The sequence below is a fragment of the Massilia sp. Leaf139 genome (genome assembly GCF_001424165.1).
In the GTDB taxonomy this organism is placed as follows: Bacteria; Pseudomonadota; Gammaproteobacteria; order Burkholderiales; family Burkholderiaceae_D; genus Telluria.
Window position 1 is genome coordinate 1,042,724 of sequence record NZ_LMOJ01000001.1, and the last position, 13,375, is coordinate 1,056,098.

10 protein-coding genes and 2 pseudogenes are annotated in these 13,375 nt (G+C 65.6%); all 12 read right to left on the reverse strand.

Annotated elements, in window-relative coordinates; genetic code table 11:
- Positions 1-53: 53 nt before the first annotated feature.
- The 12 genes and pseudogenes from ASF77_RS04580 to ASF77_RS04635 all read right to left on the reverse strand — a co-directional run bounded on the left by ASF77_RS04580 (position 54) and on the right by ASF77_RS04635 (position 13,175).
- Positions 54-761: a hypothetical protein gene (locus tag ASF77_RS04580; protein ID WP_056335035.1), complete on the reverse strand. Its 708-nt coding sequence runs from the start codon at positions 759-761 to the stop codon at positions 54-56.
- Positions 758-2,104 (reverse strand): MBL fold metallo-hydrolase, encoded by a 1,347-nt coding sequence (locus ASF77_RS04585; RefSeq protein ID WP_056335038.1) that lies wholly within the window; start codon positions 2,102-2,104, stop codon positions 758-760. The genes ASF77_RS04580 and ASF77_RS04585 overlap by 4 nt, the downstream gene beginning before the upstream one ends.
- 69 nt (positions 2,105-2,173) lie before the next feature.
- The gene (locus tag ASF77_RS04590) at positions 2,174-2,926 is read right to left on the reverse strand and encodes a DUF2076 domain-containing protein (protein WP_056335041.1); all 753 of its coding nucleotides are present in this window, start codon (positions 2,924-2,926) and stop codon (positions 2,174-2,176) included.
- Positions 2,927-3,008: 82 nt separating this feature from the next.
- On the reverse strand, positions 3,009-5,888 hold the full coding sequence (locus ASF77_RS04595) for a diguanylate cyclase domain-containing protein (protein ID WP_056335044.1): 2,880 nt from the start codon (positions 5,886-5,888) through the stop codon (positions 3,009-3,011).
- A gap of 332 nt (positions 5,889-6,220) precedes the next feature.
- Positions 6,221-7,395: pseudogene (locus ASF77_RS04600) on the reverse strand (acyl-CoA dehydrogenase); the annotation flags it as partial.
- Between the two features lie 20 nt (positions 7,396-7,415).
- Positions 7,416-7,618 (reverse strand): annotated as a pseudogene (locus ASF77_RS23505) (acyl-CoA dehydrogenase family protein); the annotation flags it as partial.
- A 40-nt stretch (positions 7,619-7,658) separates the two neighbouring features.
- Positions 7,659-8,360 carry an ABC transporter ATP-binding protein gene (locus ASF77_RS04610; RefSeq protein WP_056335052.1) on the reverse strand — a complete coding sequence of 234 codons (702 nt, stop codon included), beginning with the start codon at positions 8,358-8,360 and terminating at the stop codon, positions 7,659-7,661.
- Complete coding sequence (locus ASF77_RS04615; RefSeq protein WP_056335057.1) at positions 8,353-9,066, reverse strand: ABC transporter ATP-binding protein; 714 nt, start codon at positions 9,064-9,066, stop codon at positions 8,353-8,355. Before ASF77_RS04615 ends, ASF77_RS04610 begins: the two co-directional genes overlap by 8 nt.
- Positions 9,053-10,006 (reverse strand): branched-chain amino acid ABC transporter permease, encoded by a 954-nt coding sequence (locus ASF77_RS04620; protein WP_056335060.1) that lies wholly within the window; start codon positions 10,004-10,006, stop codon positions 9,053-9,055. Before ASF77_RS04620 ends, ASF77_RS04615 begins: the two co-directional genes overlap by 14 nt.
- On the reverse strand, positions 10,003-10,875 hold the full coding sequence (locus tag ASF77_RS04625; RefSeq protein ID WP_056335065.1) for a branched-chain amino acid ABC transporter permease: 873 nt from the start codon (positions 10,873-10,875) through the stop codon (positions 10,003-10,005). Before ASF77_RS04625 ends, ASF77_RS04620 begins: the two co-directional genes overlap by 4 nt.
- A 165-nt stretch (positions 10,876-11,040) precedes the next feature.
- Positions 11,041-12,213 (reverse strand): ABC transporter substrate-binding protein, encoded by a 1,173-nt coding sequence (locus tag ASF77_RS04630; protein ID WP_056335067.1) that lies wholly within the window; start codon positions 12,211-12,213, stop codon positions 11,041-11,043.
- A gap of 155 nt (positions 12,214-12,368) precedes the next feature.
- The gene (locus tag ASF77_RS04635; protein WP_056335071.1) at positions 12,369-13,175 is read right to left on the reverse strand and encodes an IclR family transcriptional regulator; all 807 of its coding nucleotides are present in this window, start codon (positions 13,173-13,175) and stop codon (positions 12,369-12,371) included.
- Positions 13,176-13,375 lie beyond the last annotated feature (200 nt).

Sequence of the window (13,375 nt, forward strand, 5' to 3'; positions counted from 1 at the left end):
CAGTGCGAACGTCCGCGTGGGCACGGGGTGCCCACCCTACGGTTTGATAATCGTTAGTGGCCCAGGAGCGCGAGGCTGCGCTCCCATTCGTCGCGCCACGGGTCGAGGAAATCGTGGGCTGAAAACGCGCGCGACAGGCCGCGCAGGGGTACGCGGTAGACGTCGTGCAGGCCGAGCGCCAGCACGACAGGGTTCCAGACGATCTTCGACTTCGCCTTTTTCGTGCTGGCCTTGATGCGGGCGCCGTCGTCGCCGAAGATGCCGCCGCCTCCCGTTAACGCTTTGTCCAGATCCATCTTCACCAGTGAGCCGAAGGCAACGAGCGCTTCCTCTTTGTAGATGCCGGCAGTCGACTCGGCTACCGCTTTCGGCTCGGGCGGCGGCAGGGCCGCGCGCTTCACCGCTTTCACCAGCTTTTCCAGATCCTTTTTCAGGAAGCGCAGTTCGTGCAGTTCGCGCCGGAAGCCCGGCGCAGGCAGCGCGGTCACGATCTTGTAGGCGTCCTTCGTGCGCGTGATCAGGACGTCGTCGCTGCCGGCGGCCAGGCGCGCGGTGTCGCCTTCATAAAAGATCGGCGCGGCATAACCACCGTTGGCGTCGCCGAAGATTTCCGGGTAGGCCGCATCGTAGTCGAGCCAGACATAGGGCGTGACGCCGTGCTCGATCAGGCGCGCCAGGTTCCATGGCGATTCGGTCTGTTGCGCGAGCCAGTCGCAGGCTTGTTCGAGGGTGGCGCGGTAGGGCAGGATGGTGATGGTCATTCCAGGTCTTTCAGCCGGCGCAGTTGCGCGGCCTGGTAGGCGCCGAAGGCGTCGTTGAAAAGGCAGCGGATCAGCGGGTCGTCGACCAGCTCCGCCGTCGCCAGCTCTGCTTCGATGGCGGCGTCGAAGCGGGTGTCGTTGATGCGCATGTACATCGAGGTGAGCGATTCGCCCAGGGCCAGTCCGGCATACAGCTTGGCCAGCGGGATCTCGGTCGTCCAGGCCAGCGGCGCCGCATCGAAAGCGGCCGCTTCGATGCTGTCGCCCTGCACGCGGTAGTGCCGGCGCGTCTCGACGCCCTCGTGATCGAAGACCGAGAGGCGCCACAGGCGCGGCGTCTCGAAATAGCTGTCCTCGGGCAATTCCATGCCGCGGTATTTGTCGAGCATGCCGCCGTCGCACCAGGCCTCCACGAACGCACGCTGCGCGTCGCTCAGGGCCGGGAAGCGGCGTGCGATCTCGCCCGTGGCCGGTGGTAGCGCGTCCGGATTGTAGGCGTAGTCGACATCCTGTTCGCCCACAGGTACGACCCAGTCCAGCGGCGCGGCCGGCGCCAGCGCGCCGGGTTCGAGCCGGAACGAGACCGAGGGGTTCATGCGCACCACGCGCACATCCGGCAGCGCCGCTTCGACTTCCTGCGCGAACTGGCGGTAGCTGACCGGGAAGAAGCTGCGGTTGTACCACGACCATTCCTCCTGCAGGAACTGGCAGGAACTGGGTACGACGTAGCGCGGCTTCAACGCCCGCAGCTGGTCGATCCATTCCTCCGGCAGATGCGCCGGCGCCGGTGTGGCGCGCGAGGGCGACAGCACCTCGATCTCGCGCATGGTCTGAAAGGGCCAGAGCACCATGTCCCAGGGGCCGTGTGCGGCTAGTGCAGGAAGGGTGTCGGGATCGATCCACGAATCGACCACGTTCAGCACTTTTACGCCCGCGGCCTCGACCTGGAACATCGAATCGACGTCGGGATCCATGGCGACGCGCGGCGTGACCGTGATCGCGCCAATCCGCACCGGCAGGTCGATCGTCAGGGGATGCACGTCGACGAAGCCGAGCGCGCGCACCATGGCGAACAGTTCGTCGAATTGGCAGTAGATGTGGATCGGCGTGGTGCGCTCCAACAGATCCAGGCTGTCGAGCGAGCAGTGGTCGTCGTGGAAGTGCGAGATGAAGACGGCGTCGAACCGCAGCCGGCGGATCTGCTCGCGTTCGAAACGCACCGGGGGGAAGGCGTGGCAGTTGCGGCTGAACGGGTTCTCGAAAATGGTATCGAAGGCGATGCGCGTGCCTTCGCAGTCGAAGACGTAACCGGCGTGCAGGATCCGGGAAATGTGAAGCGTCATAGATTCTGCAAAAAAGGTGGGGTGGGGCGGACGCCATGTTAACACGCCTGCCCCGGCCCGCCCTGTGGTTCAGCTGTAACCGCTGTCGTCCGACCCGCCGTCGTAGTTATCGCCGGCGAAGTTGTCGCTGTCCATGCCGAGGTCGTCGAGCATGGAGCTGTTGTCCCCGGCGCCGCTGTCGCCGATCAGGCTGTCGGTATTGCCGCCCGCGTTCAGGTTGCCCTCGTCGACCGGCGAAGTCAGCGAAGTAAAACTGTCGTTATCGCCGAGGAAGCCGTTGCCGTCGTGGTTGTCCCGGTCGAACAGGTTGCCCAACCCCTGGAACAGGAAAGCGCCGGCCGCCACGCCCGCCGCGGTCGAGGCGATGTTCCCGAGCGCTCCGCCCATGCCGCCACCCATCCTGCCGCCCATGCCCCCGAGACCGCCGCCGCGGAAGAATCCGCCCAGGCGGCTCGACATCGAGGGCTGGTGATAGTGCTGTTGCTGTGGCGGCTGCTGATACGGCTGCTGCTGCACCTGGCCCCCATAGGCCTGTGCGGGCTGGCGCTGGCCTGCGCTGTTGCCCCAGCCGTTCGGATCGAGGAAGCCCCCCGTCTGCCGGCCGCCCTGCAATTGGCTTTGCAGGCGCGCGATCTCGGCCTTGGCGTTGTCGAGCGCCTGCTGCTGGAGCAGGGCGCGCTGCACCAGCAGGTAGGCCGCGTCGGGCTGGTAGGAGACGGCCTTCGCGATCATGGCCTCGGCCTCGGGATCCTTCGGCAGGCCGCGGGCCTGGACGAGCTGGTTCAGGAAATCCTGGAGTAGCTGCGCATCTTGCGGACTCATCGTGTCACCTCCACATTGGCTTGATTGGTCGATTTTGCACCAGTTCGGGTGCTTTCAAGCGCGCGGGTGGCGACGCGACGGGTCAGCAGACGGGAACCGCCTCCAGGCGCGACACCGCGAAGCGCGCCCGTCCCGCGCTCTTGGCCTGGTACAGGGCCTTGTCCGCTTCCGCACCCAGCAGGGCCGTGTCGGCCGGGTGGACGTCGGCATAGGCCACCCCGATGCTGGTCGAGACGGTGCGCGCGCCGCTCTCGAGCAGGAAGGGCGCCTCGAAAGCCTTCAGGATCTTGGCCGCCACCAGGGCCGCCTCGCCCGGCGACTTCAGTCCTTCGAGGATGACGGTGAATTCGTCGCCCGCCAGGCGGCACACCGTATCGGTCGCGCGCACGGCGCCACGCACGCGCCCGGCGAACTCGTGCAGCACAGCGTCGCCGGCGGCATGGCCCAGGGTGTCGTTGACCTGCTTGAAGCGGTCGACGTCAAGGAACATCAGGGCCACGCCGCTGCCGGCGCGGCGCGCACGCTGCAAGGCTGCCTCGAGGTGCTCGTGGTAGGCGCGCCGGTTCGGCAGGCCGGTCAGGGTGTCGACGCGTGCCAGCCTGGAGAGCTCCTCTTCGTGGCGCCGTGCGGCCGTGACATCGGCGCCCAGCACATAGAAACCGTTGTAGACCCCGTCGTGGATGTCGGGAATGCGCGTGATCTCGACGGTGCGCATACCGTCGTCCATCGGCAGCTCAACCTCGAAGCGCACGGTTTCTCCGGCCAGGCTGCGCTCGAGCACGGGCGCATGCTCGCGATAGAGCGCGCCGCCCATGACCTCCTCGATCGAACACCCGACGATTTCCTCCGGCGGCACCTTGAACCAGCTTGCGTAGGTCGCGTTCGCGAAGCGATAGCGTTCGTCGCGGCCGACATGGCCGATCAGCACCGGGAGGTTGTTCGTGATGGTGCGCAGGCTGCGCTCGCTCGCCTCCAGGCGGCGTGCCGACTCCTTCAGGGCCGTCACGTCCTTCAGGGCGATGACGGCGCCGATGCCGGTTCCGTCGGCGGCATGCAGGGCGCGGCCGCTGGCGAACAGGAAGCGCGGCGGCGCGTCCAGCGGTTTCACGGTCAACTCGCTGTTTTCGACCAGCTGCCCGTGCAGGGCCCGGAACAGCGGAATCTGCTCCGCCGACAGCGGGGTTTCGCCGTCGGCGTCGAACAGCCGGTAATGGCCGCCCCAGTCCTCAGGCGCGAGCGGTGCCGGCGGCAAGCCGTGGATGTCGCGGGCGGCGCGGTTGAACAGGGTGATCTCGCCGGCGCTGGAACAGACCACCACGCCGACGTCGATCGAGTCGAGTACGGCGCCCAGCAGTTCGCGTTCGCGCGCGAGTTCGTCCTCGATGCGCTTGCGCTCCGAGATGTCCTGGATGAAGGCGCCGAAGAAGGACGCTTCGCCCGCGTGGATCTGGCCGATGGTCATTTCGACCGGGAATTCCTCGCCAATGCGGCGCAGCGCCGACAACTGGATGCGCTGGCCTACCACGCCCGAGCTGCCGCTCGCCGCGAAGCGGCGCATGCCGGCTTCGTGGGCCTGGCGGAAGCGTTGCGGGATGATCGTTTCCGACACGGTGCGGCCTAACACTTCCGCACGTGTCCAGCCGAAGATCTCCTCGGCGCGCGGATTCCAGTCCGTGATCCGGTTGTCGCTGTCGATGCCCACAAAGGCGTCGAGCGCCGTATCGATGATGGCCTTGACACGGCTTTCGCCCTTGCGCGTCTCCTCGATGGCGCGGTGCAGTTCCGCGGTGCGCTCGCCCACGCGCGCTTCCAGGCCCGCGTTCAGTTCGCGCAGGCCCTGCTCGTTGGCGAGCAGCTTGGAGAGCAGGGCATCGAAGGCGCTGCGCAGGATCTGCACTTCGGTCAGGCGGCTGGACAGGGGCGGCAGCGTGCGCGCGTCGCCGCTACGGAGCGCATCGGCCTGGCGCGCCAGCGTTTGCAGGGGACGTGCGAGGTCGCGGGCGAAGGCCCATACCAGCAGCGACACGATGGCTGCAGCGCAGAGGCCGGCCCACAGGATCTGCTCGCGTAGCTCGGCCACGGGCGCAAAGGCGCGCTCCAGCGGCTGGCGCACGACCACCACCCAGCCCAAACCCGGATAGGATTCGTGGCCGACGCTGCGGCTGTAGCCGACCAGGTAGCGCCTGCCGTCCGGCCAGGTTTCGATGACGGAGTCGTTCCCGCCGCGCAGCGCGCGCCGGAAGCTCTCCTGGTTCAGCTGTTTGTCGGCGTAGTCTTTCGGCCCCAGCAGCACCACCCCGTTGCGGCTCAGGATCAGGGTATCGACCGATTCGCGCGCGGCGAGCGGGCGCAGCACCGAGCGCTCCACCGCGGCCGCCCACTGCCAGCTCAGGTGGGTGCCGAAGATGCCCTGAATGACGCCGTCCGGGCCGCGGTAGGGAAAGGCGATGTCGAAGAAACGCTTCGGCTCGCGCGTCGGGTTCGGCAGCAGCTTGGCCAGCAGCACCGCCTCATGCACGTCGTGCAGGTGCACGCCTTCGTAGGCGGCCGCGAACCAGGGGCGGCTCGACACGTCCTTGCCCTCCAACAGGCCGCCCGTGGCGATGCGCACCGTGCCGCGGTTGTCGGTCATGCCGATCCAGGCGTAATACGGGTGGGTGCTCTGCATGCTCTGCAGGGCGGCGCGCTTCACTTCGACCGGCACGGCCGGGTCGGTGATGCCGTGGCGCTCGGCCATCAGCTTCACTTCCCGGTAGCGCTCGTACATGCCGCGGTCGAGCTTGTCGGTGGTCTGGAAGGCCAGCTCGGCCAGGGTCTGGCCGATGTCGGCTTCGGCCTGTTTCGCCAGGGTCTGCCCGACCAGTTGCAGCGTGATCAGGGTCATCAGGAGCACGATGGCGGCCGATACGGCGGCGAGGGCGGGCGCCAGGGCCAGGCGGCCCGAACGGAAAGAAGACAACATGGGTGTTTGCGGTAAGCAAGAAAATTGCAGCTCAGCAGCTTACCATGGGTATTTCAAAGGCAAAACGGTCTTGCCGCGCAGGGCGTCCTTGGCGATGGCAAGGCGGCATCGTTCTGTCGCCTGGATGGGACAGCTTGCCGGTTCGGCCATGCCCGGAATGCAAGTTCGCCGCTTGTGTCGAAGCGTGGACGGCTCCGCCGTCCACGCGTCCGGCGTCAGAACGCCGCGATACCCGTCTGCGCCCGGCCCAGGATCAGGGCGTGGATGTCGTGCGTGCCTTCATAGGTGTTCACGACTTCGAGGTTGACCATGTGGCGGATGATGCCGAACTNGTCTGCGCCCGGCCCAGGATCAGGGCGTGGATGTCGTGCGTGCCTTCATAGGTGTTCACGACTTCGAGGTTGACCATGTGGCGGATGATGCCGAACTCATCGGAGATGCCGTTCCCGCCAAGCATGTCGCGCGCGACGCGCGCCACGTCGAGCGCCTTGCCGCAGGAATTACGCTTCATCATCGAGGTGATCTCGACAGCGGCGGTTCCCTCGTCCTTCATCCGACCCAGGCGCAGGCAGCCCTGCAGGCCGAGGGTGATCTCGGTCTGCATGTCGGCCAGCTTCTTCTGCACCAGCTGGTTCGCCGCCAGCGGTTTGCCGAACTGGTGACGATCCATGGTGTACTGGCGCGCCGTCTGCCAGCAGGCCTCCGCTGCACCCAATGCACCCCAGGCGATGCCGTAGCGCGCCGAGTTCAGGCAGGTGAACGGGCCCTTCAAACCACGCACGTCGGGGAAGGCGTTTTCTTCGGGGCAGAACACATTGTCCATCACGATTTCGCCGGTGACGGAGGCGCGCAGGCCGAACTTGCCGTGGATGGCAGGAGCGCTCAGGCCTTCCATGCCCTTGTCGAGGACGAAGCCGCGAATCGCGCCTTCATCGTCCTTCGCCCAGACGACGAACACGTCGGCGACCGGCGAATTGGTGATCCACATTTTGCTGCCGGTCAGCGCATAGCCGCCGTCGACCTTGCGCGCGCGCGTGACCATCGAGCCCGGATCGGAGCCGTGGTTCGGTTCGGTCAGGCCGAAGCAGCCGATCCATTCGCCGGTGGCCAGCTTCGGCAGGTATTTCTGCTTGGTCGCCTCGTTGCCGAATTCGTAGATGGGCACCATCACGAGCGAGGATTGCACGCTCATCATCGAGCGGTAGCCCGAATCGACGCGCTCGACTTCGCGCGCGATCAGGCCATACGCCACATAGTTCAGGCCGGGGCCGCCGTATTGTTCGGGAATGGTCGGGCCGAGCAGGCCGAGTTCGCCCATCTCGCGGAAGATGGTCGTGTCCATCGCCTCGTGGCGGAAGGCTTCCAGGATGCGCGGCTGCAGCTTGTCCTGGCAGTAGGAAGCGGCGGCGTCGCGGATCATGCGTTCCTCGTCGGTCAGCTGGCTGTTGAGCAGCAGCGGATCGTCCCAGTGGAAGGCGGCCTTGCGTGGCGAATCGGAATGGTTCATGGATGTCCTGGTCTCGGTTNATGGTCGGGCCGAGCAGGCCGAGTTCGCCCATCTCGCGGAAGATGGTCGTGTCCATCGCCTCGTGGCGGAAGGCTTCCAGGATGCGCGGCTGCAGCTTGTCCTGGCAGTAGGAGGCGGCGGCGTCGCGGATCATGCGCTCGTCGTCGGTGAGCTGGCTGTTGAGCAGCAGCGGATCGTCCCAGTGGAATGCGGTCTTGGTCATGATGGTCTCTTCAATATATAGATAGAATCAGCGCGCGAAATCAGCGTGCAAAATACAGGTCGTGCAGGTGGTCGAGGCTGACCTCGGAAGCCGCCTGCGACAGCACCACTTTCCCGCTTTGCATCAGGTAGACGTGGTCGGCGACGCCGACTGCGCGCTGGGTGTTCTGCTCCACCAGCACGATGGTACGACCGTCGCCCTTCAGGCGCCCAAGGATCTCGAACAATTCGTTCACCATCACCGGCGCCAGGCCGAGCGACGGCTCGTCGATGATGAGGAGCTTCGGGTCGCTCATCAGGCCGCGCGCCATCGCCAGCATCTGCGCTTCGCCGCCCGAGAGGGAGCCGGCCAGCTGCTTGCGGCGTTCGCGCAGGCGCGGGAACATGAGATACGACTTTTCCAGGTTGGCGTTGGCGCTGGCCCGGTGCTGGGGCGCAAAAGCGCCCATCATCAGGTTTTCCTCGACCGTCATGTCGCGAAACACCATGCGGCCCTCGGGGATCATCGCCATCGAGACGTCGTTCATTTCCCAGGTCGGCGTGCCGTTGAGCGGCTTGCCGTTCAGGGTGATCGTGCCCTGGTTGACCGGCACCAGGCCCATGATCGCGCGCAGCAGCGTGGTCTTGCCGGCGCCGTTGGGGCCGATGATGGTGGTCAGCTTGCCCGGCTGTACGCTGAGCGACAAGTCCCACAGCACGTTGATGGCGCCGTAGCCGGCGCGCAGGTTGCTAATCTCAAGCATGGTCTGCTCCCGTGTAGCTTTTCACGACTTCCGGATTGCTGAACACCTCGGACGGCGTGCCTTCCGCGATCAGCTGGCCGAAGTTCAGCACCGCGACCCGCTCGCACAGGTTGCTGATGGTCTCGATGTCGTGCTCGATGATGCAGATCCCGACCTGGAACTTCTGGTGCAGGCCTTTCAGCATCTGCATGAAGGCGCGCTTGCCGTTGGTCTCGAGGCCGGCCAGCACTTCGTCCAGCAGCAGCAGCTTGGGGTCGGTGGAGAGGGCTTTCGCCACTTCCAGCGCCTTCAGTTCCGTCAGCGCCAGGCCCGTGGAGGCGTCGCGTTCGGCCTTGGCCGTCAGGCCCGTGAAGGCGAGGATCTCCTCGATGCGGGCAGGGTCGATGCGTCCGGTGCCGAAGCGCTGCGACACCTGCAGGTTCTGGCGTACGGTCAGTTCGTGCATCGGCTGCGGGATCTGGAAGGTGCGGCCGATGCCCATGCGGGCACGCTGGTACATCGGCGCCTTCAGCACGTCGACGCCGTTGAACACGATGCGGCCCGCGGTCGGGCGCACCAGGCCCGAGATGGCGTTGAACAGCGTGGTCTTGCCGGCGCCGTTGGCGCCGACCAGGCCGACGACGTCGCCGGTGCCGATGTTGAGCGAGACGTCATTGACGGCGGTGAGGCCGCCGAAGCGCACGGTCACGTTTTCAAGCTGTAGCATCTTTTTTCCTCATGAACTTCTTCACCAGGCCGAACAGGCCATCCGGGCTGGCGATGATCATCCCCACCAGCACCACGCCCAGCACCAGCTGGTGGCCGGTCGGCATGATGTTCTTCACGAACAGCTGGTCGACCAGATACACCACCACGGCGCCCACCAGCGGGCCGGTGATCGTGCGGTAGCCGCCGAAGATCGCCGCGACGATCGGGATCGTCACCCAGCCGGCGGAGAAGGCGTAGTCCGGCTCCAGGAAATTGATGTAGTGGGCATTGAAGGCGCCGACCACGCCGCACATGAAGGCCGAGACCAGCAGCATCAGGCCCTTGAGCAGCGTGTTGTTGACGCCGACGACGCGGGTCGCGTCCTCGCTGTCGTGCATGGCGCGCAGGGCCAGGCCGTGCGGGCTGCGGCGGATGATGTCGTAGACCCAGGCAAACAGCAGCACGATAGTCAGGATTACCAGGTAGTTGCCGACCTTGCCGCTGAAGTCGATGCCGAACAATTCAGGCAGGCGCGGAATGCTGGCGATGCCGCCCGAGCCGCCCGTGACCGACTGCCACTCGGTGGCGAGGATGCGGAAGATGTGGGCATAGGCAAGGATCGCCAGCGCGAAGTAGGGTCCGCGCAGGCGCAGCACCGGCAGCATGGTGATGGCCGCCACCACCGCGCCGAGGCCCCCCATGACGAGACCGACGAACACCGGCACGCCGTGCTGCATCGACAGCACCGCCGAGGTATAGGCGCCGACGCCGAAGAAAGCCGCGTGACCGAAGCTCACCATGCCGCCCAGGTTGCCCAGCAGCGCCCAGGAGAGGGCGATGCCGCCGATGACGAGCGAGGCGATCACGAGGCTCATCACATAGGCGTTCCCGCCCAGCAGGAGCGGCACGCCGACATAGGTGGCGGCCAGGATAACGATGAGGAGTTTGTTGAGTTTCATCCGCGCCTCCGGGCAGCACCGAACAAGCCGTTAGGCATGACAAAGAGAACCAGCAGGAAGAGTCCCATGCCGGCCAGTTCCTGCAGGGCCGAGCTGGCGAGGGTCACCGTCAGCGACTCGGCGATCCCGAGCAGTACCGCGCCGATCAGCACACCGGGAATCGAGCCGATACCGGCCAGCACGGTGATGATGAAGGCCTTCACGGTCAGCACGCTGCCGGTGGCCGGGCTGATGACGCCATAGCTGAACAGGGCCACGCCGGCGAAGGCGGCCAGCAGGCCGGCCACCAGGAAGGAGACCAGTTCGGTGCGGCCCGGGTTGATGCCCATGAGCTTGGCGGCGTCGCGGTTGCTGGAGACGGCGCGCACGGCGCGGCCATACCAGCTGCGCGAGAGCCACCACCACAGGCCGACGATCAGCACGATCGAGACGCCGAAGAACAGCACTTCGCTGCGCATGCTGTACAGGTCGCCGACGATGAAGGCTTCCTGCATCCAGGACGAGCTCGTGGCGCGCACGTCGGCGCTCCAGATCATCAGCACCAGGTTAGTAAGGATCACGCCCACGCCATAGGTGAGGGTAAGCGAATTGATTTCGCGGTTGGTCTTGATCTGGCCAACGACGAAGTAGAGGAGGGCGGAGGTGATCGTGACGACCAGCACCGCGACAGGGATGGCCATCGCCGGGTTCCAGCCCAGCTTCGTTTCGACCGTGTAGGCAATATAGGCCGCCAGCAGCACCAATTCGCCGTGCGCCAGGTTGATCACCTTCATGGCGCCGAACACCAGCGCCAGGCCCAGGGCGATCAGGGCGTAGGAGCCGCCCTGCAGCAGCCCGGAGTACACGGACTGCAAGATTAATTCCGTCATGTCTGCATTCCAATCTGTTTCATGCTAATTACCTACGCACGTCACGGAGCCTCGAGAAACCGTAGCGAGCGGCAGGCCTGGCGGTCGAGAAGCGCAGCCGTACGAGTAGTACGGCGAGCATCGCAGACCGCCAGGACAACGCGCAGTAGGTTTATCGAGGTTCCATCACCAAGGCACGCCTGGATATTGCGGTTTCCCGTTGGCCGAATCCTTCGGCCACACCAGCACGACTTCCTTGCCCTGGTGCTGGCCCATGCGCTGAACGAAGTTCGGGTTGTCGCCGCCGGCGTTGAACTGCACGCGGCCGATCAGGGTCTGGGTGTCGGTCTTGCGCAGCTCTTCGATCACGCCGCCCTTCTTGATGGTGCCGGCGTCGGCCGCACGTGCGATCGCCTGGAACAGCAGCATCGACTGCACGTAGCCGAACTGGCCGAGGTAATCCGGCTCCTTGTTGTGCAGCTTCTTGTAGCCTTCGCCGAAAGCCTTGCCTTCAGGCGTGGTGAAGTTCACCGGGAAGGGCAGCACGGCGGTGCCGTACACCTTCGGCATCAGATCCGGGAAGTCGGCCGCCATCTTCGGCGTGGCCAGCGACCAGACGCCGGCGATCGCCTTGACCGAGGTCGGTTTCAGCACGCGGGCGGCGCGCAGGATGCCGACGTAGTCGTTCTCGTAGCCGACCATGGCGATGAATTCCGAACGGTCTTGCAGCTTGACCTTGTTCATGATCGGCTTGAAGTCGGTGATGGCCGGGTCGAAAGCGTGCATGCCGACCTTGATGCCTTTGGCGCCGAGGGTCTTCTGGACGTCGGTGGCCAGGCCTTCGGTGGCGTCCTTGGTCGAGTAGATGATCGAGACCGATTTCACGCCCAGGTCGGAGATCAGGCCGACCAGCGCTTTCTGGTAGCCGGCGGTGTTATTAATGCGGAAGAAATTCTTGCGGCCGGCCTGCACCAGGCCGTCGTCGACGCCGCCCGAGGTAATGTAGGCCAGGCCCAGCTTGCCCGCAGCGTCCGACGCGGGCGAGATGTTGTTCGAGCCGTAGCCGCCGGTGACGGCGACCACGCCTTCGCTGGCCAGCTTTTCGACGGCCGCCACGGCTTTGGCCGGGGCCGACTCGTCGTCCACCGTCACCAGTTTGATGGTGTGCTTGCCGTTGGTCTTGTTGAAGACTTCCGCGGCGACGCGGATGCCTTCCTGCGTGCCCATGCCGACGCGCGCCAGCGGGCCGGTCAGGGGGATCTGCACGCCGACCTTGAATTCTTCCGCCTGAGCGTTCACTGTGGCTGCCGCGCCGCTTGCCGCCACGATTGCCAGGACGATGCTTGTTGCCTTCTTCATGTCTCCACCTTTTCAGTAATGTTCACGGGGTTTGCTGCAGCCGGCGTTGCGGTGTTCGCGCGCCGCCGGCAAGGTCTTTACTGCCTTTTTCAACTGTCCGGACAAGGCCGGGGGCGCCAGGCCGCGCTGCGGCCCGGCATATATCGGGATGCTGCTCAGCCGAGGTTGCGGCCCATGCTCATTTCGACGCCGCGCACGAGCTGCACCAGGCGCGGGCCCAGATCCTCGACCAGCTTTTCGCGCGGGAGCAGGAAGGAGGGGCCGCCGCAATTGAAGGCCATGGTCTTGGCCGGATCGGGATCGACCAGCGGCACGCCGACCGCGCTGATGTTCGCGTCCCACAGGCCCGAGGACATCACGAAACCGCGATCCTGGTAATCCCTGAAACCCTGTTCGAGGTCGGCCTTGATGTTCGGCCAGTTGGTCTCGGTCTGCAGGCGGATGTGATCCATCAGGAAGTCGCGGTCGTTCTGCGGCAGGCCGCACAGGTAGGCCTTGCCCATCGCGGTGGTCGCCAGCGGGATGCGCGAGCCGGCGTCGCGGCGCAAGGTCACGGCGGCGCTGCCGCGGCAAGCCTCCACATACACCATCGACAGGCGGTCGCGGATGCCGATCGCCACGCTGCATTGCGCGTATTCAGCCAGGGCCTGCATCGCCGGACGCGCGAGTTTGCGCACGTCGAGGTTGGCGAGCAGCGTGTAGCCGAGGGCCAGCACGGCGGCGCCCAGCTGGTAGCGGCCCTGGTCGGGAGAATAGGTGAGGTAGCCGAGGCGGGTCAGCGTATACGTGAGGCGCGAGATCGTCGGCTTCGGCATGCCGGTGCGCTTGGCCATTTCGCTGTTCGACAGATAGGTCTCGCCGGGGCGGAAGCAGCGCAAAATCTCCAGGCCGCGCGCCAGGGCCGTCACGAACTGGCGGTCTTTGGCTGCATCGTCTTCGAATGATTCGATCTCGTCTTGCATGGCTTCCTTTGCTGCGACTGCGTTGTCCCGGTGCCCTGCGTCTGGGGCCGGGTCTGAGCGGATATTCACACAGCCGGAAGAAAAGTGTCAACAGTTTAGTGAAATTGCCGTTCGCACTGCGGAACGAATATTCCGCTGTCCTATGAAGCATCGATAGGCGTGGAAATCGGAAAGCCTCCTTCACGGGGCGTAATTACACC

Bases quoted from the DNA above. Each gene is read 5' to 3' on its own strand.
- ASF77_RS04580 (WP_056335035.1), bottom strand. From the start codon at position 761: ATGACCATCACCATCCTGCCCTACCGCGCCACCCTCGAACAAGCCTGC.
- ASF77_RS04585 (WP_056335038.1), bottom strand. From the start codon at position 2,104: ATGACGCTTCACATTTCCCGGATCCTGCACGCCGGTTACGTCTTCGAC.
- ASF77_RS04590 (WP_056335041.1), bottom strand. From the start codon at position 2,926: ATGAGTCCGCAAGATGCGCAGCTACTCCAGGATTTCCTGAACCAGCTC.
- ASF77_RS04595 (WP_056335044.1), bottom strand. From the start codon at position 5,888: ATGTTGTCTTCTTTCCGTTCGGGCCGCCTGGCCCTGGCGCCCGCCCTC.
- ASF77_RS04610 (WP_056335052.1), bottom strand. From the start codon at position 8,360: ATGCTTGAGATTAGCAACCTGCGCGCCGGCTACGGCGCCATCAACGTG.
- ASF77_RS04615 (WP_056335057.1), bottom strand. From the start codon at position 9,066: ATGCTACAGCTTGAAAACGTGACCGTGCGCTTCGGCGGCCTCACCGCC.
- ASF77_RS04620 (WP_056335060.1), bottom strand. From the start codon at position 10,006: ATGAAACTCAACAAACTCCTCATCGTTATCCTGGCCGCCACCTATGTC.
- ASF77_RS04625 (WP_056335065.1), bottom strand. From the start codon at position 10,875: ATGACGGAATTAATCTTGCAGTCCGTGTACTCCGGGCTGCTGCAGGGC.
- ASF77_RS04630 (WP_056335067.1), bottom strand. From the start codon at position 12,213: ATGAAGAAGGCAACAAGCATCGTCCTGGCAATCGTGGCGGCAAGCGGC.
- ASF77_RS04635 (WP_056335071.1), bottom strand. From the start codon at position 13,175: ATGCAAGACGAGATCGAATCATTCGAAGACGATGCAGCCAAAGACCGC.